Source organism: Chryseobacterium echinoideorum (genome assembly GCF_007474535.1).
Classification (GTDB): Bacteria; Bacteroidota; Bacteroidia; order Flavobacteriales; family Weeksellaceae; genus Chryseobacterium; species Chryseobacterium echinoideorum.
Genome location: NZ_VKNW01000006.1, coordinates 78,700 through 103,964, shown reverse-complemented (window position 1 = coordinate 103,964; position 25,265 = coordinate 78,700). Strand labels below are relative to the sequence as shown.

Annotated in this window: 27 protein-coding genes and 1 tRNA gene; 6 read left to right on the top strand and 22 right to left on the bottom strand. The window is 33.6% G+C overall.

The features are described from left to right. Positions 1-2 precede the first annotated feature (2 nt). The 7 genes from FOL89_RS09365 to greA all read right to left on the bottom strand — a co-directional run bounded on the left by FOL89_RS09365 (position 3) and on the right by greA (position 5,897). A tRNA-Met gene (locus tag FOL89_RS09365) sits at positions 3-76 on the bottom strand. Between the two features lie 44 nt (positions 77-120). Continuing rightward, the gene (locus FOL89_RS09360) at positions 121-1,407 is read right to left on the bottom strand and encodes a peroxiredoxin family protein (RefSeq protein WP_144282562.1); all 1,287 of its coding nucleotides are present in this window, start codon (positions 1,405-1,407) and stop codon (positions 121-123) included. Positions 1,408-1,467: 60 nt separating this feature from the next. Then, complete coding sequence (locus FOL89_RS09355; RefSeq protein WP_144282561.1) at positions 1,468-1,671, bottom strand: hypothetical protein; 204 nt, start codon at positions 1,669-1,671, stop codon at positions 1,468-1,470. A gap of 7 nt (positions 1,672-1,678) precedes the next feature. After that, on the bottom strand, positions 1,679-3,700 hold the full coding sequence (locus FOL89_RS09350; RefSeq protein ID WP_185146952.1) for a T9SS type A sorting domain-containing protein: 2,022 nt from the start codon (positions 3,698-3,700) through the stop codon (positions 1,679-1,681). Positions 3,701-3,770: 70 nt separating this feature from the next. Continuing rightward, complete coding sequence (clpX, locus tag FOL89_RS09345; protein ID WP_144282559.1) at positions 3,771-4,958, bottom strand: ATP-dependent Clp protease ATP-binding subunit ClpX; 1,188 nt, start codon at positions 4,956-4,958, stop codon at positions 3,771-3,773. 60 nt (positions 4,959-5,018) lie between these two features. Beyond that, complete coding sequence (locus FOL89_RS09340) at positions 5,019-5,408, bottom strand: HIT family protein (RefSeq protein ID WP_144282558.1); 390 nt, start codon at positions 5,406-5,408, stop codon at positions 5,019-5,021. Between the two features lie 18 nt (positions 5,409-5,426). Next, positions 5,427-5,897 carry a transcription elongation factor GreA gene (gene greA / locus FOL89_RS09335; RefSeq protein ID WP_130915121.1) on the bottom strand — a complete coding sequence of 157 codons (471 nt, stop codon included), beginning with the start codon at positions 5,895-5,897 and terminating at the stop codon, positions 5,427-5,429. Positions 5,898-6,006: 109 nt separating this feature from the next. Here greA and FOL89_RS09330 point away from each other — a divergent pair, with 109 nt between their 5' ends. Beyond that, positions 6,007-6,465 (top strand): hypothetical protein, encoded by a 459-nt coding sequence (locus tag FOL89_RS09330; protein WP_144282557.1) that lies wholly within the window; start codon positions 6,007-6,009, stop codon positions 6,463-6,465. A gap of 66 nt (positions 6,466-6,531) precedes the next feature. On the opposite strand, the gene FOL89_RS09325 is transcribed toward FOL89_RS09330, so the two are convergent. Next, positions 6,532-7,317: a GLPGLI family protein gene (locus tag FOL89_RS09325; RefSeq protein WP_144282556.1), complete on the bottom strand. Its 786-nt coding sequence runs from the start codon at positions 7,315-7,317 to the stop codon at positions 6,532-6,534. 473 nt (positions 7,318-7,790) lie between these two features. Between FOL89_RS09325 and dtd the strand changes: the two genes are divergently transcribed. After that, complete coding sequence (dtd, locus tag FOL89_RS09320) at positions 7,791-8,240, top strand: D-aminoacyl-tRNA deacylase (protein ID WP_144282555.1); 450 nt, start codon at positions 7,791-7,793, stop codon at positions 8,238-8,240. A gap of 326 nt (positions 8,241-8,566) precedes the next feature. Next, positions 8,567-9,397, top strand: a complete 831-nt coding sequence (locus tag FOL89_RS09315; RefSeq protein ID WP_144282554.1) for a hypothetical protein — start codon at positions 8,567-8,569, stop codon at positions 9,395-9,397. 245 nt (positions 9,398-9,642) lie between these two features. On the opposite strand, the gene FOL89_RS09310 is transcribed toward FOL89_RS09315, so the two are convergent. The 9 genes from FOL89_RS09310 to FOL89_RS09270 all read right to left on the bottom strand — a co-directional run bounded on the left by FOL89_RS09310 (position 9,643) and on the right by FOL89_RS09270 (position 18,263). Then, the gene (locus FOL89_RS09310; RefSeq protein WP_144282553.1) at positions 9,643-10,026 is read right to left on the bottom strand and encodes a DUF3037 domain-containing protein; all 384 of its coding nucleotides are present in this window, start codon (positions 10,024-10,026) and stop codon (positions 9,643-9,645) included. Continuing rightward, positions 10,013-10,786, bottom strand: coding sequence for a HipA family kinase (locus FOL89_RS09305; protein WP_144282552.1), 774 nt, complete (start codon positions 10,784-10,786; stop codon positions 10,013-10,015). Before FOL89_RS09305 ends, FOL89_RS09310 begins: the two co-directional genes overlap by 14 nt. A 15-nt stretch (positions 10,787-10,801) precedes the next feature. Continuing rightward, entirely contained in the window at positions 10,802-11,623 is an 822-nt protein-coding gene (locus FOL89_RS09300) for a flavin reductase family protein (RefSeq protein ID WP_144282551.1), read from the bottom strand. Positions 11,624-11,755: 132 nt separating this feature from the next. Then, positions 11,756-13,003, bottom strand: coding sequence for a fumarylacetoacetase (fahA, locus tag FOL89_RS09295; RefSeq protein WP_144282550.1), 1,248 nt, complete (start codon positions 13,001-13,003; stop codon positions 11,756-11,758). A gap of 37 nt (positions 13,004-13,040) precedes the next feature. Continuing rightward, a complete protein-coding gene (locus tag FOL89_RS09290; RefSeq protein ID WP_144282549.1) occupies positions 13,041-13,499 on the bottom strand; it encodes a hypothetical protein in 459 nt (152 codons plus the stop codon). A 67-nt stretch (positions 13,500-13,566) separates the two neighbouring features. Further along, positions 13,567-14,697: a 4-hydroxyphenylpyruvate dioxygenase gene (gene hppD / locus FOL89_RS09285; RefSeq protein WP_144282548.1), complete on the bottom strand. Its 1,131-nt coding sequence runs from the start codon at positions 14,695-14,697 to the stop codon at positions 13,567-13,569. A 230-nt stretch (positions 14,698-14,927) separates the two neighbouring features. Further along, on the bottom strand, positions 14,928-15,707 hold the full coding sequence (locus FOL89_RS09280) for a hypothetical protein (RefSeq protein WP_144282547.1): 780 nt from the start codon (positions 15,705-15,707) through the stop codon (positions 14,928-14,930). Positions 15,708-15,811: 104 nt separating this feature from the next. Next, positions 15,812-17,086 carry an acetyl-CoA hydrolase/transferase family protein gene (locus FOL89_RS09275; protein ID WP_144282546.1) on the bottom strand — a complete coding sequence of 425 codons (1,275 nt, stop codon included), beginning with the start codon at positions 17,084-17,086 and terminating at the stop codon, positions 15,812-15,814. A 136-nt stretch (positions 17,087-17,222) separates the two neighbouring features. Next, the gene (locus tag FOL89_RS09270; protein WP_144282545.1) at positions 17,223-18,263 is read right to left on the bottom strand and encodes an NAD(P)H-dependent glycerol-3-phosphate dehydrogenase; all 1,041 of its coding nucleotides are present in this window, start codon (positions 18,261-18,263) and stop codon (positions 17,223-17,225) included. Positions 18,264-18,468: 205 nt separating this feature from the next. Here FOL89_RS09270 and FOL89_RS09265 point away from each other — a divergent pair, with 205 nt between their 5' ends. After that, positions 18,469-19,464, top strand: coding sequence for a M23 family metallopeptidase (locus tag FOL89_RS09265; protein WP_144282544.1), 996 nt, complete (start codon positions 18,469-18,471; stop codon positions 19,462-19,464). A gap of 106 nt (positions 19,465-19,570) precedes the next feature. On the opposite strand, the gene FOL89_RS09260 is transcribed toward FOL89_RS09265, so the two are convergent. The 5 genes from FOL89_RS09260 to FOL89_RS09240 all read right to left on the bottom strand — a co-directional run bounded on the left by FOL89_RS09260 (position 19,571) and on the right by FOL89_RS09240 (position 23,597). After that, positions 19,571-20,221: an NAD(P)-dependent oxidoreductase gene (locus FOL89_RS09260; RefSeq protein ID WP_144282543.1), complete on the bottom strand. Its 651-nt coding sequence runs from the start codon at positions 20,219-20,221 to the stop codon at positions 19,571-19,573. A 53-nt stretch (positions 20,222-20,274) separates the two neighbouring features. Then, the gene (locus FOL89_RS09255) at positions 20,275-20,685 is read right to left on the bottom strand and encodes an Rrf2 family transcriptional regulator (protein ID WP_144282542.1); all 411 of its coding nucleotides are present in this window, start codon (positions 20,683-20,685) and stop codon (positions 20,275-20,277) included. Positions 20,686-20,791: 106 nt separating this feature from the next. After that, positions 20,792-21,226, bottom strand: coding sequence for an FKBP-type peptidyl-prolyl cis-trans isomerase (locus tag FOL89_RS09250; RefSeq protein ID WP_144282541.1), 435 nt, complete (start codon positions 21,224-21,226; stop codon positions 20,792-20,794). Positions 21,227-21,336: 110 nt separating this feature from the next. Beyond that, positions 21,337-22,365, bottom strand: coding sequence for a TerC/Alx family metal homeostasis membrane protein (locus FOL89_RS09245; protein ID WP_144282540.1), 1,029 nt, complete (start codon positions 22,363-22,365; stop codon positions 21,337-21,339). A 107-nt stretch (positions 22,366-22,472) separates the two neighbouring features. Beyond that, a complete protein-coding gene (locus FOL89_RS09240; RefSeq protein ID WP_144282539.1) occupies positions 22,473-23,597 on the bottom strand; it encodes a toxic anion resistance protein in 1,125 nt (374 codons plus the stop codon). An 867-nt stretch (positions 23,598-24,464) separates the two neighbouring features. Here FOL89_RS09240 and FOL89_RS09235 point away from each other — a divergent pair. Together FOL89_RS09235 and FOL89_RS09230 are read left to right on the top strand one after the other, a co-directional pair. Next, positions 24,465-24,884 (top strand): transposase, encoded by a 420-nt coding sequence (locus FOL89_RS09235; RefSeq protein ID WP_144282538.1) that lies wholly within the window; start codon positions 24,465-24,467, stop codon positions 24,882-24,884. A 26-nt stretch (positions 24,885-24,910) separates the two neighbouring features. Continuing rightward, the gene (locus FOL89_RS09230) at positions 24,911-25,237 is read left to right on the top strand and encodes a helix-turn-helix domain-containing protein (protein ID WP_144282537.1); all 327 of its coding nucleotides are present in this window, start codon (positions 24,911-24,913) and stop codon (positions 25,235-25,237) included. The last annotated feature ends 28 nt before the right edge of the window (positions 25,238-25,265 follow it).

Here is a 25,265-nt window from a genome sequence, read left to right as displayed (position 1 = left end):
TGTAGCGAAGACGGGAATTGAACCCGTGACCTCAGGGTTATGAATCCTGCGCTCTAACCAACTGAGCTACCTCGCCGTTTTGGTGGTGCAAATATAGAAAATATTTACAACTCTCCAAAATTATTTTAACTTAAAATATTCCAAAACATCTCCTACATGGTTGGGCTTACTGATAATCTTATTGTTAGCATCTAAAATAAAATAACTCGGCGTAGCATGAACATTATACTTTTCAGCAACAGTACTATTCCAGCCTCTCAATTCAGAATCATTAATCCATGGAAATGCTGCAATTTTTGATGTATAAGAAGTCTTATCCGAATCTAAAGATAAGCCGATGATCTCTATATTTTTAGACTGTAATTCTTTGTAGACTTTCAGTAACTGTGGAAGTTCATTTTCACAGTGAGAGCATGTAGATGACCAAAATACAATTATCTTTTTATCTGCTTTCACCTCTGCAATACTTTTTGAAGTAGTATTTACAGGTGAGTGAAATGTATAATTGGGGAAAATTGCACCTAAATCTGTATCTGAATTAGATTTAATTGTAGAAGCTAGACGGTCATTTATCGTACATTTTAAATTTTTAGCTAAACCAAGATATTTATTTTTGTATTCTGTCATATCATAAGCATCAAAAATGTCAATCAGCTCCGATAAAACCGTCTGTCCTCTCGGGGTTTCAACATTCAGCTTATTGATCAGCTGATCTACTGAAGAGTTGATATTATTATTACCACCAACGTTTAAATAAGAAACAAGAACAGGCCTCAACAGCGATGAAGATTCGAGCATATCACCCGACTTATCTATAAAATTAATTATCTCTTCCTGACTTACTTTTTTTGTCATATCATTAGACAAAAATTTATTATAATTGGTATTATAATAATATATAAAAGGGTGTTGTGTCGGATCTATAGCCGTATTGGTTCCGGAAAGTTTACCCATTTCAGCTATCAATGCTTTTCCGAAATCAGTATTATCTTTGTAATATTCTTTAATTTGAATTAATGCTGGCAGGATAAGTTCTTTTTTTTGAGAGTATTCCTGTATGTTACTCATCAATTCGTTTGCCTCATCTTTGTAAAGTATGTTTTGAATCTTACCATCCTTAGCTTCAATTTTTATATTGATATCTTTATTTTCAGAAATAAATGTAACTGAATTATTGGTATTCGGAAAATAGACTTTCATCATCCCTACATATTTTTTGGGATACTTAAACAGCCATGAATTATTTTTGACTTTCTCTTTTGTAACCACAATGTCCTTAGAGCCGTTTAAAGTATATAGTATAGCTTCTGGCTCGTCAAAATTTGGCTGCGATTCAATATGAATAGAAAACTGTGCTTTAGTTAAAGCTGCAACAATGAAACTAGATAATAAAAGTATTTTTTTCATACCGTAAAAATAAAAAAAGTCTCTGATTATTCAGAGACTTTGGAATATTTTAATATTATTTTATATTTTTTGAGTTTTATTTTTACTAAAAGCATATAAGCCTATAATAAAAAGACCAACCAGTCCTAAAATATACTGATACATATCAATCGGTGAAGAGGGAGGATCTAAAGTGGGAGCACCAGGTCCATTCGACTGTGCGTTCGATAAACTATAAACCACCAATAATAAAGTTAATAAGACTTTTTTGTAAATAAATTTCATGTTTGTGTTATTTGATTAATATTTTGGCTGTTACAACTGTAGAATCATTTCCTACCACTTTTACTATGTAATTAGCTTTAATGGTTGAATCAAGCTTTATTACAAAGTCCGAATCAGTTTTAATAGATTTCTGAGAAATTACAAGCTTACCACTTGCATCAAAAACTTCTACTGAAGCAGACTTCCATGCAGGATCAAAGCGAACTATATAATGTTCAATAGCAGGATTATATGTAACCAGCGTTCTGGATTTTGTGTTGTTATCTTGGGTATTTAATGATCCATTAGTTTGTGGTGTTCCATAATAAAGTCCAAAATTAGAACCATTAACTGGGATAATATCTCCTTGATTAATCTGAACAGGCTGACCGCTCGTACCAACATTATAATAGAAACCTTTACCACCAGATAATAAATGTGTTCCATTAGGAACAAGTTCAGCGTTATCCCTTATTTGAAACTTTAATGACGCTACATTTGAACCAAAAATATTTAAATCTATTCTTTTACCAAGATAATTAGTTTCATTAGCTTCGTTGATATACAATCTGTATGCAGAGGAAAAATTTGAATCTATTCCTCCGTTTACACTTTCTTCAAAAGTCTGAATGATAGCACTAGTATTGGTTGTTGCCTGTACTGATGCAATATTTGGATTTTGAATATTTCCTGTTGTAAAATGTGGTGCTACTACATAATAAGTCTCACCAATTTGATTCCCCGCAGCATCTAATGCTAAAACACCTAATTGTTTAACCGTTCCATTACTACCATTTTTTGCAGCAGTTACAGAATACGATACATTATTAGCTCTAGGTGTACTGCTAAATCTTCTTAGATTGTCGAAGTCAAGCAGCTGAGGTGTATTATTTCTAAGTTTAATTTTAAATGTCCCCAGCGGTTTTACAATTAAAGCATTATAATTGCCCTGAGGAATACCTGTAGCCGTATCAAAAGTAACCCTTTGAAAATCTGCATAACTCGAAGTTGTACCAGAACCCGAGCTATAAACAACATTTTGAGGATCAACAGCAATACCCCATATATTTGTTAATGCGTTATTATCACCAACTGTAGCACCTGTAGTAGTTTCATCAAAACCAATTAAAGATAAATCTAAATTGGTAAGATACGGATTAGAAAATTGATAAGTATTTCTTCCCCACGTTGACGTCCAAGGAGATGATGTATCAAACGCATCAAAGATATAAGTATTATATCTTTCCTGATAAATATTTTTGTTTATACCACCAGCTCCAAAAGAAATAGCTGTAGAGGGCGGGGTGAGACTAATTCTGCTAGCCCCAGTTATACCATCTGAAAAAGGTCTTCCTTTAAGAGTTCGAAGTAAAGTAGGATCCATCAAAGAAGTACCCATTGTAAAATAAGATGTTCTATCAGCAAGAGTGGTCTTATTAGTAGATGATATATTAAGTGCAATACCTGCCTGAGTTAAACTGGTAATAGGTGCAGTAGGAATTATTGAGCCATCCCATCTTAAGTTTTGATTACTCCATTTTAAAACCTCTCTTCCTCCCCATCTGGTGTTGTTAAACACACTCGTTCCGTTCCCAAATTCAAGGCTTAAAGAACCAAAACTTTTATCCATAAAAGGAATTCCTATCTGTTGATAAGCACCATGCTTGGTTGCTGCATATTCCTTATCAATAACACCTGTGATTGCAGATTGGGAAAAACCGCTGATGTAAAGTTGTCCGTAAGGAGAAGTTACAGGGTTAAGAGGATCGTTAAGCTTTACAACGATGTTACCACCGTTTAATTTGTCAACAGGAGTTGGATCATTTGTAATGGTTTTTAAAACATCGGAACCCCCATTACCTTGAACCATCATATTTCCATATAAATCAATCTTTCCGCTTCCTTTGGTTTGGAGACCACCTCCGTTGTAAACCAAGGTGCCGTTGCTTACATACATATTCGCTGTATCATCAACATGTAATAGCACTGTCTGCGCCTGAACAGATAAAGTCGCTACTAGAAGACTTATAGTTAATAAATTTTTTCTCATTGTATCTATTTTTTTGTGTTGTACAATATTCATTGCAAAGATATAATTTTTTTTAAAATAAACACCAAATTTATTTATTAATCAGAATATTATCTTTTTTTAATATAATCTCACTCTGCTCACCAACTGTAAACATATAGTCTTCCAAAACCTTCTCTGTAGTCCCTCTCAACCCTCTCGCTCCAAGACCTTTTTCTATCGTCTCTTCTACTATTGTTTCTATTGCCTCGTCAGTGAAGACCAGTTTTGTTCCGTCCATTTTAAATAATTCTACAAATTGATTGACAATCGAATTTTTGGGCTCTTTCATAATCCTGATCATCGTTTCTTTTGTTAGTTTTTCCAAATAAGTAATGATTGGGAATCTTCCTAGCAATTCAGGAATCAAACCGAACGAACGAAGATCAACTGCATTAAGATTTCTTAATACATATTCATCTTCATCAACCTTATTTATTTTTTCTGCGCTGAAACCTATCGCCTGTTTATTCATTCTTCTTTCGATGATTTCTTTGATACCGTCAAAAGCTCCGCCTGCAATAAAGAGAATATTCTGGGTATTTACCTGAATATATTTTTGATCAGGATGCTTTCTTCCGCCTTGTGGCGGAACATTTACAATGCTTCCTTCCAAAAGCTTCAGCAAACCCTGCTGCACACCTTCACCGGAAACATCTCTTGTAATACTCGGATTATCTGATTTTCTTGCGATTTTATCAATTTCATCAATAAAAACAATCCCTTTTTCAGCTTTTTCCACATCATAATCTGCCACCATCAGAAGCCTTGAAAGAATACTTTCTACATCTTCTCCAACATATCCTGCTTCCGTAAGAATGGTAGCATCTACAATACAGAAAGGAACATTCAGCTCTCTGGCAATGGTCTTAGCCAAAAGTGTTTTACCAGTCCCGGTTTCACCAATCATAATGATATTAGACTTTTCCAGTTCTACTTCTCTGTTTTCTTCTTTTGCATGAAGTAGTCTTTTATAATGATTGTATACTGCAATGGCAAGTTGTTTCTTTGCCTGATCCTGTCCTATTACATACAGATCAAGAAATTCTTTTATTTCTTTCGGTTTTTTAAGCTCATCAATACTTTCAGCGGGAGAATAGCCTCCGGTGGAAACATTATCTTTTACAATAGCGTGTGCCTGTTCTATACAATCTTCACAAATAAAGCCGTTCTGCCCGGATATAAGCATTTGTACTTCATTTCTTTTTTTTCCACAGAAAGAGCATTGGTTTGGATTCATTTTTATAATATATTATTAAAGAAAGTCGTAAAAAATTTCTTTTTTACGACCTTTATGATATTAGGAATTAATTATTAAATTTTGTATTTCAGAATATTCTTCAGCCGATAATTTCAGCCTTTCATTTTTGAAGTTCATATCTTCTACCGTATTCAGTGGTATAAGATGTATGTGAGCATGAGGTACTTCTAAACCTACAACAGCAACACCTACCCTTACGCAAGGAACAGCATTTTTAATCTTTTTTGCTATCTTTTGAGCAAAAGACCAGAGATTTTTATAATCTTCTGCTTCCAGATCAAAAATAAGATCCACTTCTTTTTTGGGAACTACCAAAGTATGCCCCTTCACTAATGGCATTACATCCAAAAAAGCAATAAAATGTTCATCTTCTGCAATTTTGTACGCAGGAATTTCACCATTGATGATTTTAGTAAAAACTGAGCTCATTTTTTTCTGAAAATAATATTACAAAGTTATGTCTAATATTTCAAAAGACAATTTATTACCATTCGGAAGTACAATTTCAGCAGTTTCCCCGATTACTTTTCCTAAAAGTCCTTTAGCAATGGGAGTATTTACAGAAATTTTACCACTTTTAAGATCACTTTCATTATCCGGAACCAGAGTGAAAACCTGCTCTTTTTTTGTATCGTTGTTTTTCAGTTTTACTGTTGTAAGGATTGATACCTTTGAAGTGTCAAGCTGGCTTTCATCAATAATTTTAGAAGTAGAAATAATGTCTTTCAATTTTGAAATTCTCATTTCAAGCATGCCTTGCGCTTCTTTTGCAGCATCGTACTCAGCATTTTCAGACAGATCGCCCTTATCTCTTGCTTCCGCAATCTGCTGGGTAATTTTAGGTCTTTCGATAGTTTCCAACTGCTCTAGTTCTGCTTTCATTTTATCCAATCCTTCCTTTGTTACATAGCTTGCCATAATCTTTAAAATTTTATTTTAGTATAAAAAAATTATCCGACATTTGTCGGACAATGTTTTTGCTTGTTAATCGTTATTGTTTTACAAATATATAAAAATTTATATTCAAATGAAAAAAACTTTTTCAATTGCATCATTTTTCATCTTATTGGCATTCAGCTTTTTAAATATAAACTCATGCAGCAATCGAGACGATACAGTAAGCTGTTTTCCGTTAACACCTATTAATGTAAGTTTAAATCTGAACCTTGCCGCCTACAACAACCTGAACTTCGTTGGAGGCTGGATTTACGTTAACGAACAACAAGCCGGAACAAGAGGCCTGATTGTTATTAGAACAGCCGATTCTCCTGCATCTTTTAAAGTATATGACAGAAATGCACCTCATATTTGTCCCGATAACAATACTACTCTCGAAGTAAAAGACAATATAAGTATTATATGCCCTAAAGACAATGCTACATGGATATTATTGAGCGGGCAGCCAACCTCCGGATCATCTCTTCCTCCAAAAACCTATTTCTGGAATTATGATGCTTCTACCAAAAATTTAACTTTATATAATTGATTTTAGAACAAAGTAGATCATATAATAATTGAAAAACCGTTTCACAAATTGTGAAACGGAGCAACTTTATATCTCTAAAGGATTGTTAAATTTTTTTGAAGCATTTATCATTTGTTCTCTTTTTGCTTTATCAATTACCCTTCCAGGATAGGGATTATTTTTGAATTCTTCCCTTTTCTTAATATACTGTTCTCTTTGAACAGGTATCCCTTTCCTTAATTGAATAATTTCTTTTTGCTTCTTCTCTATAGAAATTGCATTAAAAGTATGATATTCCTTCACATCTGCTATTTGCAAAATAACTCCCGGAAGTCCTTTGAATCTGTAAGGACCTTCAGAAATAGGAATATCTTTCGTATACCATGCTATAAAAAGTCTATTATTAAACATTACCGTTGCTTTATAACAATCATATCCAAGAATATTTTTTTTCTCCGAAAAATCCGTATTCCATTTTAAAAAACTTGTCTCAAACGTATAAAAATCTCTGTATAAATTACTTGTAACATAAATACGTGAATTATCTCTATAAACAGAATATCCTATAGATGATTTGGGTAAATCTGCAATCTTAATTTCAGGAGTTATAGTTGAATTTTTCGCAACATTCATTACATTTTCAATAGCTTTTCTTCTATTGATGAAACCTTCACTAAAATATATAGATGAATTAGCATTAAAATCTAAAATCATAACTTCATTAATCCTATGACTCCCATCAGTGTCTGCTGTATCACGAATAAATGAATATTCATATCGTATTTCTAAGTCAGAAATTCTTTTATCAGCTATTTTCTGGGAAGATAATAGAGTAAAAGCAAACAAAAAAACAACGGTAATATTTAAACGCATCAGACTTATAAAATTTAACAATATCCCCAATCCTCAAACAGAGCAGCGCACTCTTCCTCCATACGATTAATTTCTACTTCAATACACTCTATCGAAGAACCAGCTAAATCAATAAACTCAGTATAACCACAAGAAGATGTGACTTTTATTATTGGGTCAAAATACTTAACTGTAGTTAAATCAACTAAACGTTCATTATTAGCTGTAGTGTTTTTTAGCTAAGCTACATTTTTAGCACTCATTAAACTTGTAACTCCAATAGCTACAACAAAAATACATTTTTTCATAATATGCTATTTATTAATTAGTAGCACAAACTTAGAAGTTTAACAAAAAAATCACTGAGACATTATGACTAAAAATAGTACATTTACGCATAAAAATATCTAAATAATGAATACGATAGGTTCGAAAATCAGAAAACTAAGAGAAGTTTACTTTTTAAGAAAAATGTTGGAAGAAAAATTATCAAAATGAGAGTCGTTATCCAAAGAGTAACCGAAGCCAGCGTAAAAGTTGACGGGAAAATTGTTGGTGAAATACATAAAGGTCTGATGCTTCTCGTCGGCATTGATGAAAATGATGAAAAACATGATGCTGACTGGCTCGTTCAAAAAATTTTGAATCTGAGAATTTTCGGAGACGAAAACGGTAAACTTAATCTTTCTGTACTTGATATGAATGGGGAAATTTTATGCATAAGCCAGTTTACACTGATTGCAGATTACAAGAAAGGCAATCGCCCATCTTTTATAAAAGCAGCCAAACCAGATCAAGCGATTCCGCTTTTTGATTACTTTAAAAACGAACTTAAAAAATCTCAGCTCAGAATAGAAAGCGGAATTTTTGGAGCTGATATGAAAGTATCTTTAATTAATGATGGTCCGGTGACTATTCTAATGGATTCTCAAACAAAACAATAGGAAAACCGCTTAAACTATCCGCTTTTGTTCTCATTGCATCTTAAAGACAAAACTTCACATTAAATAAAAATGACTGAACTTCATTTAGTATAACATTCAAGATCAAATATTTGATCTCACTTATACAAATACACCAGTCTCTTGATTAAATTTATCTAACGATTTTTAAAAAACAATAGATTCAATTTATCAAAACCTTAAATAATAACCTTATTTAACATAATATATACCGTAAAAACACGGAAAAACCATGTTAAAATGTAAATTTTAGCTGTATCAAGTTAATTTTTCGTAAATTTACTACACCAACTATAAAATTTATTAACATGAAAAACACATTTATTACGGTAATAGTTTTACTTTTTATGAGTAATATTACAAAAGGACAGGTAGGAATTAATACAGAATCTCCAAAAGCTACCCTTCACGTAGAAAAAGTTTCAGATCTTAAATTTTCTGACGGTATTATTCCTCCAAGAATATCCGGGGATTCATTAACATTAAAAGCATCAGCTTATGGTTCTGCTCAACATGGAGCGATTGTCTATGTAACAAGTCCAGTTACCAATCCGGGCAATACCGAACCAAAAACACAGGATGTAAAGACTAAAGGTCTTTATATATATGATGCTTACTACACGCATCCAAACAGCACATTAGGCATCTGGAATCACATGTCATCCAGTGAAAGCACACCATCAAGCAGTGTATACGCTGCAAAATTTTCAGGAAATCTATCATTAATAAACATAAGCCTAAGTCTTTTTTCCAGCAATTTCAATTATATTCCTTTAAGCTCAACCTCCGGGAATGTTAACACAGAAATTGCTACAGCTCAGGTTTCCAACAATGAATATGTAGCTCCATCTGATGGTTTTTATCATATCAATTACAGTTTCAGAATTGGGCAGGGAATATCTGCAGAAGTCTTATCAAATTTACCCGGGATTGCGATTACAAAAACAACCGCATCCACCACATCACTATTAGACTATCGACGATTTGGAGGAATAAACTTACTCAATTTACAACTTCCTTTTCCGCTTGATGCCGTTACTATTGGTGTAAACATTACTCTTACCCAAGGACAAATCAGCCACATATACCAATTAAAAGCAGGAGATCGATTACGGTTTGTTTGGTGCAGGGAGGATTAAATGTAGGGCTTCTTACAGACAAATCAGCAGAAATTTCAGTCTACAAAATACGATAGTTTTAGTCTGAGTTCGGTTTAAGTTTCCTTATAACGATAATATTATACTGTAAATTGAGAATTTGAAATTTTTAATTGGTAAGAAATATTTGAATATAAAAATTTAAACTGAACTCAGACTAATTTCAGTTTTAAGAATATCAAACAAAAATTGAGTTTAATTGTATAGGATAAATACTAACATAAAATTCAGATAACCAGCTCCTCAAAAAGTTGATGGAATGTTTCGTCAAGGTTTTTAGATTTTCCAGGATGAGGTCTTGAAGTCTGAACAACCGAGCTCCTGATCGCAGTCAACCATCTGAAACGTTCAGGAATATCCATCATTGCAATAGGACCGCCTTCTTTATTACCATCAGCGATATTCTCGAAACTCCTCAGATTTTCTAAAATCTCCTTATAATCAAGCTGGCTTCGCATAAGCCTGAACTTATCAGGACAGAGATAAAAGCGTGATTTTATGTATTTTTCTTTTTTGCAAAACAAGATTAAACCAATATTGAAAAACTCTTCTCTTTCAACTTTCGGAACCAGCCTTATTACTGCATATTCATAAACTTTATCTTCCTGCATTTTTGGCTTCATTTAAAAAAATTAAAGAATTTTCTAACCTTGTCTTTAGGAAATTAAAATACACCTCACGAATTTCATCCGGACTTTCTTCTGCATCGTCCCAATGCAGCCAATCCTGCGGAATAGCATTGACAATATCCCTGAAAATCTGGTCATTCAGAACCTGATGCGCGAACTGGTCTGCCTCATCAAGTCTGGAAGCCTGAGGAAGCAAAACATGATCTTTTATATATTTGAATGGTGTTTTTGCAGCAGCGTCGAAGTTTTGCCAAGAGTGATGAAAGTAGAACGATGCCCCATTATCAATAACCCAAAGCTCTTTATGCCACATCAAAAGATTTGTATTTTTGAACGTGCGATCAATATTGGTGATAAAGGCATCAAACCATACAATCTTTGATGCTAAAAGAGTATCTACCCGAACCGAGGGGTCATAAGCAATTGAGCCGGAAAGATAATGAAGTCCCAAATTGAGACCCTCTGAAAATTTTAACAGATCCTGAATTTCTTCATCCGCTTCAGCTCTTCCAAAATCTACATCCAGATAAGCAAATACAATTTCAGGAATAGGAAGTTCAAGAGCCTGTGCAATTTTACCGCCCAACAATTCAGAAATCAGCATTTTGACCCCATGACCAGCACCACGAAATTTCAAAACATACTTAAAGCCGTCATCAGCTTCAGCCAAAGCAGGAAGAGATCCTCCCTCTCTAAGCGGGAGGATGTATCTCATCACAGTTACGGTACGTAGATTATTCATTAAGATATTCAGCAATTATTTAATTAAAACCTTCCAGGCTTCATCAATTTTGTTTTCCAGCAATAGCTTTTGCGCAGAAAGATGAATATCTTCTTCTGAATAGCAATCTGCAGAAGGCAAAACTTCAACATTTGCAAGCATTCCCAAATCATTTCCGGTAAATATTTTACTTAACCTGATTGAATCGGGAAGCTGATCAAATCCGATTCCTTTTGTCACCAATGGCTTAGGAACTTCAAAAAGATTGTATTCGTTATTTCTTGAATACCAGTTGCTGCCTAATCTTGCAACCATATCTAATTTTACCTGATCAAGATTACCATTTTCATCAAGATATTCTTCCCGGATATGAATTTTCATTACTTCACAAATCACAAGGTTTCCTGCTCCGCCCTGATCTCCGAGAGCTTTAACTTCTAAGACTTTGCATTCAAAATTAACAGGACATTCTGCAATTAGTTTCGGCTGAACCAAATCAGCATCTTTCATGGTAAGACCAGATTTAATGAATTCGTTAACATCATCTCCGTATTCTGTTGAAGCCAGAGAAATTTGCTGCACAATCGGAAAATTTACAGTTCCGATCACTACTTCAGATGTTTCCAAAACATTTTCCAAGGTATGTTTTGTGGTATTATCACGAACTCTTCTGGATGGAGAAAAAATCAAAACCGGCGGAACTGTACTGAACATATTGAAAAAACTGAACGGAGATAAATTGGGATTACCGTCTTTATCAACCGTTGAAGCCAATGCAATAGGACGCGGCGAAACAGCGGTCTGCATGACGGTTTGTAATTGAACAGGGGATATTTCAGATGGGCTAATTGTTTTCATTACTATTTAAATTTCGTTGACATCTGTGTCACATTAAATTTAAGTTTAATTGGTTTAAAATATTTTAGAATCTATAAGTTAAAAGTTTAGACTCTTTATGTGACTGATGGGTCAAGATATTATGGTAAAAAATTAATTCGTAGGAACAATTTTACCGGAAACTTCACCGAAACCAACTCTCACACCATCTTTTTCAGCCCAGGCTTTCATGGTAACTGTGTCATTATCATTGATGAATTTTCTTTCTTCACCATTGCTTAATGTTATTGGATTTTGACCTCTCCAGGTTAGCTCCAGCATAGAACCAAAAGATTTAGGATCGCTTCCTGAAATAGTTCCGCTTGCATACATATCTCCCACTTCCAGATTACATCCGTTGACTGTATGATGCGCCAATTGCTGCGTCATATTCCAGTACATGAATTTGTAGTTGCTCTCTGAGATTAAGTTTTCTTCACCATTTTCAGGTTTAAGGTAAACTTCCAGATTAATATTGTAATTTTTGTCTCCTTCAAATTTCAGGTAATCCAAAACTTCAGGTTCCTGCTTTGGTGAAGCTGTTCTGAACGGCTCCAACGCTTCAAGAGTTACTACCCACGGAGAAACAGACGAACCGAAATTTTTAGCTAAAAAAGGTCCTAACGGAACGTATTCCCAAGACTGAATGTCTCTTGCCGACCAGTCATTAAAAACAACCATTCCAAAAATAGCATCTTCAGCATCTTTAGTAGAAATACTTTCGCCCATTTCTGTATTCTTATTGATAATGAAAGCCATTTCCAGCTCGAAATCCAATTGCTTACATGGTCCGAAAACAGGTTGATCAGCATCTGAAGGTTTCATCTGACCTTTCGGGCGGTTAATTTCCGTACCGGAAACCACAATGGATGAAGCTCTACCGTGATAACCTACCGGAAGATGCTTCCAGTTCGGGAGCAGAGCGTTTGCAGGATCTCTGAACATTTTACCTACATTGGTTGCATGTTCTATGCTGCTGTAAAAATCAGTATAATTCGGAACATGTACAGGCATCATCATTTTAACCTCATCAAGATTGTAAAAAGCCTCTTCTATTGTTTTTTCGTCTTTCGACAAGATAGAACCTTCGTTTAATAATTCCTGAATTTTGAGACGAACCGTATTTGTCACCGGTTTTCCTAGTTCAATAAATTCATTTAAAGTATAGGCTTCAAAAACATTGTCATCAAGACCTTCTATTTCTTCAAAATATCCTAAATCGTACAAGGTAGCAAGATCAATAACCTGATCTCCGATTCTTGTGCAGCATGCAATGAATTCTTTATTGAAAACCGCTACGCCAAATGGGATATTGTGTACAGAAAAATCTGAATTTGATGAATATTCTACAAATGATTTCATAATTTTTAAATTTTAAGACCAAAACCTGATCTGTTTTTTATTTTTTTGAATATGCTTTTTCATCAATCCACCTTTCACGAGAATTGATGTCTATAAGATAAAGAATTTCTTTTTGCCTGGTAAGAAGTAATGTTTTGGTAACAGGAATAGGAATTCTTTTATTTTCCAGTCTGTCTGCACGCAGAGAAACGATATTTTTCTTTCTCAAAATATCTCCGCTGAAAACATTGGAACTGCTTTGTCCGGTAGATTTATCATCGAACATTTCCACATACGTTGCATCTTTACCTTTGATAATGATAAAACTTCTTTCCGTATGATCCGGAAAATCTTTTATCAGAACAAATTTTTTGTTGTCAACACTAAGGTTTTCAAGATTCTGATTAATCCCTCTTTTTTCTTCAAGTAAAGTAAGAATATCATTGATGGCGCTATAGTTTTGGGCATTGAATGCAAAACCTGTCATCAAAAGTATTCCAATAAAAATTTTTCTCATCTAAATTGGTATTAAAAAAGTTTTGTCAAGATCTGCATCCTGACAAAACCTAATATTGCAAATAAAATTAAAGATTACCTCTTCTTTCCTGCTCTCTTTCCAAAGCTTCAAATAATGCTTTGAAATTTCCAGCTCCGAAACTTTGGGCACCATGTCTTTCAATGATTTCAAAAAACAAAGTCGGGCGGTCTTCTACCGGCTTTGTAAAAATCTGAAGCAAATAGCCTTCCTCATCATGATCAATTAAGATACCAAGATCTTGTAATTTTTTCAAATCTTCATCAATATGTCCCACTCTTTCAGGAACCATTTCATAATAAGCTTCCGGAGGAGCAGAAAGGAATTCTACTCCTCTTTTTTTCAATTCTGTAACCGTATGGATAATATCTTTGGTTGCTACTGCAATATGCTGTACTCCTTCCCCTTCATAGAAATCAAGATATTCTTCTACCTGAGATTTCTTTTTACCTTCCGCAGGCTCGTTGATAGGAAATTTTGCGTATCCGTTACCGTTTGACATTACTTTTGACATTAATGCAGAATATTCGGTATTGATCTGTTTATCATCGAAAGAAAGAATATTTACAAATCCCATTACTTTTTCGTACCATTCTACGGTAGGAATCATTCTGTCCCATCCTACATTCCCTACACAATGGTCTACATACAGCAAACCTGCATCTTCCGGCTGATAATCACTTTCCCATTTTTCGTATCCCGGCATAAATGTTCCGTTGTAGTTTTTTCTTTCAACAAACATATGCACTGTTTCCCCGTATGTATAAATTCCTGACATTCTAACCTCACCTTGCTCATCAGATAATGTTACCGGTTCCAAATAAGGCTTCCCTCCTCTTTTTGTAGTTTCTTCAAATGCTGCGTAAGCATCATCTACCCAAAGTGCCAAAATTTTTACCCCATCACCATGTTTTTTTACATGCTCACAAATTGGAGAGTCAGATTTCAATCCTGTAGTAAGAATTAATCTGATTTTTCCCTGCTGAAGGACGTAAGAAGCACGATCTCTAACTCCGGTTTCCGGTCCTGCATACGCAAGAGACTGAAAACCAAAAGCAGTTTTGTAAAAGTGCGCAGCCTGCTTTGCATTTCCAACGTAAAATTCGATATAATCAGTACCGTTGATTGGCAAAAAATTTTCTGCCTGAGCAATTTTCTCGGCGAATGTGAGTGTTGACATATTTTCTATTTTTTACTTTTATTTTGTTTGCAAATTACAAAATTCTGAGAAATAATAAATAATTGCAGATCAATCAAAACAACATTATCAAATTAACAACAAATAAAAGAGTTCATTTAAGTAAAATTAAGTTTAATGCGATTATAATAAAAAAATATACATTTGCTAAGGAAAACAGATGTTGAAGATAAGTTATTTCAATTTGAAAAAGCCGTAAATAATTACGGCTTTTATTTTTTATTATTTAACCTTCCCGCATCGGGATTATAATTATCCCAAATTTTCCATTCATCATTTATTTTACGAATAAAATAAATCTGTGTATTTAATTGATTAACAAAATGCTCTTCTCCTGAACCTGTCTTGAAAAGTAAATTCCAGAATTCCTGTGCTTCCAATATTTTTTTATCTGGCTCATCGGTAAGAATATTAATATCAAAAACTTCGTAATTTGAACGGTTGTTCTTAGTCACCAATTCAAATTCTCTTTCACAGAGTTCCCTGCTAAAATTAGATGCTCGTTCTAAAAAAGGAGAATTATCAAATACAAGATCTTTAAACAGCTCAAGTTTTAGAATGGGAAAATTTTTGTACAACTCAAAAACTGAAGAGCAGTATTGATATATTATATCTTTTGTGAAATTATTTTTATGATGGGTTTCTGAATTATTTACCAGTTTACGAAAATTCTGAATATATGAGTTAAGATCTTTGAAGCCTAAAAATATACAAATCTTATCCAGAGTTTTTAAAAACCTAAGATCATTATGGGTCTTTTCGTGGTATTCACTTTCAAAAAACCGTTGTAATGTAACGTGAGAAATTGTATTTCCCAGCTCAAACTTTTTCTCATCCCGAAGCTCTTCAGAAGCAGCCAATTCATCTTTTATAATTTCGGACAAGATTACGAAATGACTTCTTTTCCATCCTGAGGTTTTTCCCAATATTGAATTAGAAACCTTAGAATGCTTCAGAATATCTTCCTTTATGGAATTATATATTGTTTTCAATTATGTTCTTTTAAAAAAATTGCTATTGGCAAAATACTGCCGCCAATCACATTTATACTACAATATACTAAATATATCCATCAAAAATGATTTTTTATAAAAATTTAAGAGTTAAATCTTTCATAAGCTGCTCTTTCCAGCATTTCCCTATCATCAGGATGTGCTATACTGATCAACTCCTGAGCTCTCTGACGCAGATTTTTACCATATAAATATGCTGTTCCGTATTCTGTAACTACATAATGAATGTGACCCCGAGTTGTAACCACACCCGCTCCCTGCTTCAGAAAAGGAACAATTCTGGAAATCCCTTTTTTCGTTCTTGATGTGATCGCAATAATTGGTTTACCATCTTCGCTTAACGCCGCACCTCTCATAAAATCCATTTGCCCCCCAATTCCACTGTACTGCATTGTTCCTATAGAATCTGCGCAAACCTGTCCCGTCAGATCTATTTCTATCGCAGAATTGATGGCAACCATCTTTTTATTTCTCATGATATTGATCGGAAAATTGACGGTACTTACATCATCAAACGAAAAAACAGTATTATCATCTACATAGTCATATAACTTTCTTGTTCCGAAGCAGAAGCTAGTAATTGTTTTATTGTCATTATACCCTTTATATTTATTATTGATAACATCATTCTGAATTAAATCTATCACACCATCACTCAACATTTCCGTGTGAATTCCGAGATCCTTATGATTCCCCAGACATTTCAAAACAGCGTCCGGAATAGTTCCGATTCCCATTTGTAAGGTAGATCTATCTTCTATAAGTTCAGCAACATTTTTACCTACCAGCATTTCTTCTGCACCTACCTTTGCTCCGTAATCTACCGTTGGAAGCTCTTCTTCGTGCCATACCAGTTTATGAATTTTGCTGATGTGAATCATTCCGTCACCATGAGTTCTAGGCATAAGAGGATTGACAACCGCTACAATTATTTTTGCTGTATCTACAGCTGCTCTTGCTACATCTACAGAAGTTCCGAGAGTACAAAAACCGTGTTTATCTGGTGGAGAAACTGTAATTAAAGCAACATCGAGCGGTAAAATATTTTTTCTGAACAAAATAGGGATCTCACTTAAGAAAACCGGCACAAAATCTCCTCTTTCAGAGTTTACAGCTTCACGAACCGGAGAAGAAACAAAGAGTGAGTTGACAAAAAATTTACCTTTATACTGTGGTTTTGCAATTTCTACTTTTCCCTGTTGTGTAATAGAAACCATTTCTACGTTTTCCAACCGATGAGATTGCCTCGCCAACTCGTCAATCAAATAATTTGGCGTACAGGCACTTCCGTGAAAGAAAACACGATTTCCGCTTTTTACTGTATAGATAGCTTCTTCTGCACTGACATAATTATACATACTCGTTATTTTTGATGATTTTATCAGACTAAAGATACTTCATATTATTTATAAAAAAAATTTGATGCTTCAAGATTTTTATCATAAAAAAACCAAATGCAATGCATTTGGTTTATATATTAAAAGTTATTATAGACTAATTGAGTTTTGCCGTGAGCTTTTTATATTGTTTTTCAGCATTTTTCCCTTCATACAGAATCCCATAAATGGTATCTATAATGGGAAGCTTCAAGCCTTTTTCTTTTGCTGTCTTATAAATAGAGTCTGCTGCGTAATATCCTTCCGCAACCATGTTCATTGATTGTATTGCAGATTTTACGGTATATCCTTTCCCGATGAGGTTACCAAGATTTCTATTTCTTGAAAATAGTGAATACGCCGTTACAAGTAAATCGCCGAGATAGGCACTTTCATTCACATCTCTTGGTGCTTCATAAATTGCTTCGAGAAAAATTTCCATTTCACGGATGGCATTAGAAACAAATACTGCCGTAAAATTATCCCCATATCCCAAACCGCTGGCAATACCTGCACCAATTGCAAAAATATTTTTGAGAATTGCACTGTATTCATTACCCAAAATATCTTTACTGGAATATACTTTAATAAAATCTGAATTGAAAATATCTACCAGCTTCTGAGACACCTCATCTTCTACTGTTGCTAAAGTAAGATAAGAAAGTCTTTCCATCGCAACCTCTTCTGCGTGACATGGCCCCGCAATAACCGCCTGATTTCTGAATCCAATCTGAAACTCTTCTTTAAGATAATGTGCAACTACATCATTTACTTTCGGAATAATACCTTTAATGGCAGATACAAATATCTTATCTTTATAATCACATTTCATTTTATCCAGCGTATCTGATAAATAAATGGAAGGTGTCGCCAAAACAACAATATCACACGAAGATACCAACTCGTTGATGTCTGTCGTCAGCTTTAAACTTTTCAAATTAAAATTTACTGCCGTAAGATACGTAGGGTTGTGACCTCTAAGCTCTATTGCTCCTTTTACAAATTCGTTTCTTACACACCAATGAACGGTTTTGCAGTTTTCCACCAGCATTTTTACAATTGCAGTTGCAAAACTTCCGCTGCCTACAACTCCAACAGCCACATCATTTTTAGATTTTTTTCCTGTCGTACTGTCTGAATTATTTTTCTTTTTAGCCATAATGAAGATGTGAATTGCAAAGATATTAAAACCATCAAATATAGAAACTTTATTTACGTATAAAAGGATTAAAGACAACACAATTAAATTTATAAAATTACGTTTATATTTATTGTTGCTCAAATTTTATTTAAGAATCATCATCAAAATATATTTTTAATTAAATTTGCCACCTTAAAACTCCTATTAAATTCTAAAAAAGAAAATGAAGAAATTTTTAAGCAGCAAAAAGAAAGTAACCTTTGTTTTAGGAAGTTTACTATTGATCGTTTTTGCGCAAAGCATCTTTATTGCCAAATTATTTTCAGAAAGAGATGACAAGAATTATGAAGTGAACCTTGTGAAAATCAACACTGAGAAAGACAGCATAGATTACCTGAAAATGAAATCTGATCTTGGTTTGGTTGACAAAACAATTACCCAGCTTAACTCTTTTCTTAAAGCAAAAAATATCACAAATGAAAAGCTGATGATTCTTGATCAGGACAGTATTTCAAACTCAATTTATCTCGCAAAACAAACCAACCGCTACAGCCAGTATCTGATGGATCTTCAGAAAAAACTGATGTACGTTCCTTTAGGAATGCCCAGTGAAGGATATATTTCTTCCAACTTTGGAATCAGAAAAAATCCAATTCCTTACAAAACGGTGTATGCTTCGGTAAAATCTGATCCTACAGTAAATGTTACCGCATCTGCCCCTAAGCCGGAAATAAAAGCTGAACCCGTAGAAAAAACCATTGAGCTGACTGACAGCTACGGAAATAAAAGAGAAGTAAAGGTAATGGTAACTCCAAAAACCAATACCGCTGCAGCTGCCACAACTCCACCTATTGCTAAAAACTCTATTCAACCAACCAAAAACAACACGGAAGCAGAAGCTGATCAAATGCAGTTCCATAAAGGACTGGACATTGCTCTTCCTTCAGGTTCTGTAGTGAAAGCAACTGCAGCAGGAACAGTCATTTTTTCAGGACAGAAAAGCGGATATGGAAATTGCGTGATTATTTCTCACGGTGACGGTTTAGCAACTCTTTACGGACACCTTTCCCAGCTTGTTGCTAAAACCAATGACAAAGTAAAAGTGGGACAGGTTATTGCAAAATCAGGAAATTCGGGACGTTCTACAGGACCTCATTTACATTATGAAGTTCATAAAAACAACACTCCCGTCAATCCTAAATTATTTATGAATATGTAACGGCGAATAATAGGTTATTGCATATATTTAAAATTGGGCGGCGCCTTTGGCGCCGCCCAATTTTATTCCCAACTTATAATATTTTTTTGTTTATATCAACAAAGTTCTAATAAGCAGCAGTAAAACGCTCACGGATATGATTATTCTGCTCCAGTTCATCTACCAAAACTACCGCAACATCTTCCACAGAAAGCACACTTCTACCATTTTCATCAAAAACAGGATTTTCAAGCCCGGTTCTGTACTTTCCAGTTCTTACACCTGCAGTTCCCTGATGCATTTCAATTGCGGGACTGAAAAAAGTCCAATCTAAAGTTCTGTTCTCTTTAATTTTATTTAGATAATCTCTTGCTGCCGTTGCACCCGGTTTAATATCAGAAGGAAAATCTTCTCCATCAACCAATTGCTGACCATTAACATACAAGCTGCCCGCTCCGCCTACTGTAATAAATCTTTTAACTCCTGAGATTTCTACTGCCTTTTCTATATTGGCAGAGCCTTCCAAGAAGTCATCATAAAGATTAGGATTCGTCCATCCTGCATTAAAAGCATTGATTACTGCATCATTACCTTTCAGATTTTCAGCAAGAGTCTCAACATTATTTACGTCAACGCTTTTGGCGGTCACATTTTCGTTTTGGCTAACCTTTGAAGCATTCCTTACAATAGCTTCTACTTTATAACCTCTGTTTTCAAGTTCTTTAACTACCTGAGCTCCTACAAAACCGGTCGCTCCTATTACTGCTACTTTTTTCATGTGATAATTATTAATTGTAATGAAATTTGTTACATTTTTAAATAAAAAAAATTTTACCTGAATTGATCAGTAAATTCTTTTAAAGATTTTGTTTCTAAAAACTGAATAACCAAAAGATCGGTCTCTTTAAAAAGATCATCTAATTTGCTATTAATATTTTTACCTACAGGACATTCAGGATTTGGTGTGAGATTTTTTTTACCCAGAACTTCTGAGTTTTTAACAGCCTTATAAATTTCAGAAAGATTTATTTCAGAAGCATTTCTTGACAACTGACTACCTCCAATTTTACCTTGACGGCTTATAACCAAACCCGCATCTTTCAATACCCCAATCTCTTTTCGTACCATCACAGGATTAATATTAATACTACCTGCAATCCAGTCAGAAGTAAGGAACTCCTGAGGAAACTTCGACAAAATTGTCATGATATGTACTGCAGTTGCAAATCTTGTATTATTCATATTTGATGATGCAAATTTAAACTATTTTTTAATTGTAACAAAATAAATTACATTAAATTTTTTAAAAAAACCATCTGTGTACCAATGGTTTTAAATATTATTAAAATTACTTGATTTCGAGCAGCTCCACAATAAAGACCAAAGTACTGTTGGGACCAATCTCTTTACTTATCTGCTGATCTCCGTAAGCCAAATGAGGAGGAATGATGAGTTTCCATTTGCTTCCAACCGGCATTAATTGTAATGCTTCAGTCCATCCTTTAATTACTTTATTCAAAGGAAACGAAGCTGGAGTTCCTCTTTTCACAGAACTGTCAAACACTTTCCCTGAAATCGTAGTCCCATGATAATGGCATTTCACCATAGATTTCGAACCTGGTTTCTCACCATCTCCTTCTTCTATAATTTCGTATTGCAAACCGCTTGGCAATTGTACCACCGATTCTCTTTTCCCGTATTCAAGCATATATTCCTGACCATCTTTCAGGTTTTTTTCTGCTAATTCTTTTTTACGTTTAAATAACATATCTGCTACTCCCATAATTTTTTATACAAAGATATGATTTAAGATCGGAAGCCGAACAGAGTTTCAGTAACAATAAAAAAGACTCTACCGAAGTAAAGCCTTTAATTAATGATTAATTGAGAATATTAAAGTCTTTCGCTTTTCTTCTTGTCAGGAAATAAAACTGAAGCAAGAACAGATATAATCAAAACACCTCCAACGATCCCTAAAGAAACCGGAGACGGAATGTGAAACCATGGAGCAATCAACATTTTGACACCTATGAATGACAAAATAATTGCCAATCCGTAAGGTAATTTGCTGAACATGTGAATGAAATTTGCCAACAGAAAGTAAAGAGATCTCAATCCTAAAATCGCAAAAATATTTGATGTATAGAGAATAAAAGGATCTTTAGAAATTGCAAAAATTGCAGGAATAGAATCTACTGCAAAAAGCACATCTGTAAATTCAATCACCGCTACAACCACCAAAAGCGGTGTTGCCATCTTTATACCGTTTTGAATCGTGAAAAATTTGTCGCCGTCATAATTGTCTGAAACTTTCCAGAATCTTTTGATCAGTCTTGCACCTGCCGTGTTGCTGTAATCTTCGTCTTCATCATCTCCTCCGTCACCCCAGGATTTGATACCCGCATAAACGAGAAACAATCCGAATAAAGTCATCACCACATTAATTTTAACCTGATGTCCGAAAATATTCATCTCAGGCAGATAGGTGATATTGATTAATCCAACTCCGGCAAAAATAAAGATAGCTCTGAAAACCAAAGCTCCAATGATTCCCCAGAAAAGAACTTTATGATGCAGATGTTTTGGTACTTTGAAAAACCCAAAAACCAGTATAAATACAAACAAATTATCTACCGAGAGTGCCTTTTCAATCCAATAGGCCGCCTGATACTGTGTAAATTTCTCTACAGCTATTTCATGGCTTCCCGGTCCTAAATCTGAATTGTAAACCCAGTATACGACTCCCGAAAACACCATGGACAGTGATATCCATACAACAGACCAAATGGTAGCTTCTTTGGAAGAAACCTCATGACTTTTTTTATTAAAAACTCCTAAGTCAAGAAGCAGCATAACGATAATTGTTACTGCAAATCCCCAAACCAGACCGGGATGAAGATCTAAAATATTCTGATGATCCACTTAAAAAAATTTATTGTAAAAAATAATAGCCGCAAAGGTACAGCTATTAGAGCATCTTTTTGTTAAAATTATAAATCCAGACGAAATTTGATCAACTTAAACTTTAATCAGCTACTTTTAATTATTACCTTCAGCTCTTTTTCCAAAGTCTCAAGATCCTGATCAAGCTTTCTGCGGTTTTCACTTCCTTGCTTCTGGATTGCCTTAACCTCATTAAGTGTATTAATAAGTAAAGAGGTAGTTTCTCTTAAACTTTCAGCCGAAACAATGGTTTGCTCATTAGCTTTAGCTACATTTTTAGAGTTTTCACCTAGTAGTTCTGCATTTTTTCTAAGTATTTTTTCAGTTGTAGAAGAAACCTTTTGCTGAATTTCAATATTTTGTTGCTGACGATGCATAGCAACAGCTAATGAAAGCTGATTTTTCCATACAGGCAAAGTAGTATTGAGTATGGTCTGCGCTTTCTCAGCAATTGAAATATTATTATTTTGCACCAATCTTATTTGCGGTAGTGACTGTAATAAAATAAAACGAACCACTTTCAGATCTGCTAATCTTCTGTCTAATCTTAAGATGAAATCCCTCTTATCAGCAATCTGATAATCTGCATAATTTTGCAGATTTGCTTCCATTTCCGAAAGATCATTTTTTGCTTTTTGTATTCTTAAATACCCTGCAATAACCAGATCTTCAATAGCTTTGATTGAATTTATGTTGCTTTCAAAGATATTCTGTAAAACCGCATTATCTTTAGTAGAAATAATAATTCCCGCATTTACTTTGTGAGAAATCTCCTCAATATTATTGGTTATTTTATCATATTTAGCAAAGATATTATCAACTTCGGTGAAAATTTTCTTCATAAACGGAAGCTTACCAAGAAAACTTTTTACTTTATTCCCCTGCAATTCATCAATATCAATATAATTCAATTCAATTAAAAGATTGTTAATCAATTCCCCTACCTCTCCTGAATTTGACTTCCGTACATTTGTTAAAAAGCTATCACTTTGATTTGCCAATGTCTTCTGAAGTTCAGAACCATAATTCACCACTGAAGAAATACTTTCTTCTTCAATAGAATCTGCTACTTTTTCATATTTTGCCAAATCTTCGGCTGTCAGTTTATTCAAATCTACATTCCCATCTCGATCAACTATAAGCAATGGATAGTTATCTGTTTCTTCATTATTTTTACCCGATATATGATTAAATTTATTTTCTTTTTCCATATTTATTATTTGAAATAATAGCAATATTCACGATATAATACACGCAGTAAGTTACGCAAATTTTCAATTACAACAGCGAAAAAAATTCATTATTATGCAAGATTTTCTCTTACAAATCTTCTTTAAATCATATAAAAATATTGAGCAAAATAAGACTAGATAAATTTAAAAATAATCAATATTTCATGACAAAATCATAAAAATACAAAATATGGAAATGATAAATAATGAAGGCTTACAATTAAAGAGTTAACATTATTCCCGTTGAAAAAACTATGAAATATACTATTATTAAATCCGCTGAAAAAACAGCAAAAAATTAATTAAAAAACAATTGAAATAATTTATATAACCAATAAAAAAAATAATATATACCAAACAAAAGAAAAGAATAAATAAACATGATATAAAATAAATCAATTATTATTACATATTTAATAAAGTAATAAAAATAGTTTGCAACTCGTTTTTTTTTTTATAAATTTGGCAAGAGTAATACCTAATCATCCCAAAATAAAGAAGATGTAGATTTTACACTTGATTATAAACATGATCATTATTAATTTGTTTAAATTGAACAACTTAACTCACAAAATTTAGATTACATTTGATTATCATGGGACTTATGCACATTGTGTATAATGTATTATTTTGAAAACCACACCAATCGCAGAAACACAAATTGCTGAAAATCAAAATTTTACAGTTTAATTAAAATTTAATATTGTAAAGTAATGATGCAGCTTTAATAAATTATTTTTAAATAAAACTAAAAATAATTCACTTTTCCCTATTACAAAGCTCTCACAATCACAACTTTACTTTATAAAATGCGATAAATTTAAAAATAATTAGTTTTTAATAAAAATGTTATATAAAAATATCCATATTGGAAAGTACATCAAAGAAATGGTTGAAAATAAAGAAATTTCTTTGGAGCGAATCTGCAATTTTTTGGGAAAAGATGAAGATTTTGTAGAGAAAATATATGAAAGCCCATCAATAGATACAGATGTTCTTTTAAGATGGAGCAAACTTCTTGAGTTTGATTTTTTCAGATTGTATACTTCACACCTTATTCTTTATGCCCCGCCTTCTGCAGCCAATAAGAAAACGGATCAAAAAAATGACTCAACTCCTAAATTCAGAAAAAATATTTACACCCAGGAGATCAAAGATTTTATTCTTGGCAGAATAGAATCAGGAGAAATGACTCAGGCAGATGTTATCAGAGAATATTCAATTCCTAAAAGTACTCTCCACCGCTGGATCCTGAAAAAAAGTTAACACCAACAAACAAAATACAGTATTCTATGAGACCTAACTACAGCAAGATCTATCAGGATCTTTTGAAAATGCAGTATCCCGAAAAGCTGGAATGCCCAAAGGTAAGAGAACAAATTGCCAAACTGGATTCCACAGATGAAATTTTAAAGCTTAATGAAAAGCTTTTTAAACCCACAAAAGAAACAGCAAAGACCAATCAGCAGCTAAAAACCTATGATAAAAAAACAATGCTGAAATTGCTGAACTATCAGAAAAAACATGATCTGTCAACCAGCTTCATGTCCAGAAAGTACAAAATAAGCCGTACAACATTTTCAAAATGGAAGAAAATTCTTGAAAATGAACTGGCTTAAAATTTTTAAAAAAAATACTACGCATTTT

Coding starts and splice junctions, on each gene's coding strand:
- FOL89_RS09360 (WP_144282562.1), bottom strand. CDS start 1,407: ATGAAAAAAATACTTTTATTATCTAGTTTCATTGTTGCAGCTTTAACT.
- FOL89_RS09355 (WP_144282561.1), bottom strand. CDS start 1,671: ATGAAATTTATTTACAAAAAAGTCTTATTAACTTTATTATTGGTGGTT.
- FOL89_RS09350 (WP_185146952.1), bottom strand. CDS start 3,700: ATGAGAAAAAATTTATTAACTATAAGTCTTCTAGTAGCGACTTTATCT.
- clpX (WP_144282559.1), bottom strand. CDS start 4,958: ATGAATCCAAACCAATGCTCTTTCTGTGGAAAAAAAAGAAATGAAGTA.
- FOL89_RS09340 (WP_144282558.1), bottom strand. CDS start 5,408: ATGAGCTCAGTTTTTACTAAAATCATCAATGGTGAAATTCCTGCGTAC.
- greA (WP_130915121.1), bottom strand. CDS start 5,897: ATGGCAAGCTATGTAACAAAGGAAGGATTGGATAAAATGAAAGCAGAA.
- FOL89_RS09330 (WP_144282557.1), top strand. CDS start 6,007: ATGAAAAAAACTTTTTCAATTGCATCATTTTTCATCTTATTGGCATTC.
- FOL89_RS09325 (WP_144282556.1), bottom strand. CDS start 7,317: ATGCGTTTAAATATTACCGTTGTTTTTTTGTTTGCTTTTACTCTATTA.
- dtd (WP_144282555.1), top strand. CDS start 7,791: ATGAGAGTCGTTATCCAAAGAGTAACCGAAGCCAGCGTAAAAGTTGAC.
- FOL89_RS09315 (WP_144282554.1), top strand. CDS start 8,567: ATGAAAAACACATTTATTACGGTAATAGTTTTACTTTTTATGAGTAAT.
- FOL89_RS09310 (WP_144282553.1), bottom strand. CDS start 10,026: ATGCAGGAAGATAAAGTTTATGAATATGCAGTAATAAGGCTGGTTCCG.
- FOL89_RS09305 (WP_144282552.1), bottom strand. CDS start 10,786: ATGAATAATCTACGTACCGTAACTGTGATGAGATACATCCTCCCGCTT.
- FOL89_RS09300 (WP_144282551.1), bottom strand. CDS start 11,623: ATGAAAACAATTAGCCCATCTGAAATATCCCCTGTTCAATTACAAACC.
- fahA (WP_144282550.1), bottom strand. CDS start 13,003: ATGAAATCATTTGTAGAATATTCATCAAATTCAGATTTTTCTGTACAC.
- FOL89_RS09290 (WP_144282549.1), bottom strand. CDS start 13,499: ATGAGAAAAATTTTTATTGGAATACTTTTGATGACAGGTTTTGCATTC.
- hppD (WP_144282548.1), bottom strand. CDS start 14,697: ATGTCAACACTCACATTCGCCGAGAAAATTGCTCAGGCAGAAAATTTT.
- FOL89_RS09275 (WP_144282546.1), bottom strand. CDS start 17,086: ATGTATAATTATGTCAGTGCAGAAGAAGCTATCTATACAGTAAAAAGC.
- FOL89_RS09270 (WP_144282545.1), bottom strand. CDS start 18,263: ATGGCTAAAAAGAAAAATAATTCAGACAGTACGACAGGAAAAAAATCT.
- FOL89_RS09265 (WP_144282544.1), top strand. CDS start 18,469: ATGAAGAAATTTTTAAGCAGCAAAAAGAAAGTAACCTTTGTTTTAGGA.
- FOL89_RS09260 (WP_144282543.1), bottom strand. CDS start 20,221: ATGAAAAAAGTAGCAGTAATAGGAGCGACCGGTTTTGTAGGAGCTCAG.
- FOL89_RS09255 (WP_144282542.1), bottom strand. CDS start 20,685: ATGAATAATACAAGATTTGCAACTGCAGTACATATCATGACAATTTTG.
- FOL89_RS09250 (WP_144282541.1), bottom strand. CDS start 21,226: ATGGGAGTAGCAGATATGTTATTTAAACGTAAAAAAGAATTAGCAGAA.
- FOL89_RS09240 (WP_144282539.1), bottom strand. CDS start 23,597: ATGGAAAAAGAAAATAAATTTAATCATATATCGGGTAAAAATAATGAA.
- FOL89_RS09235 (WP_144282538.1), top strand. CDS start 24,465: ATGTTATATAAAAATATCCATATTGGAAAGTACATCAAAGAAATGGTT.
- FOL89_RS09230 (WP_144282537.1), top strand. CDS start 24,911: ATGAGACCTAACTACAGCAAGATCTATCAGGATCTTTTGAAAATGCAG.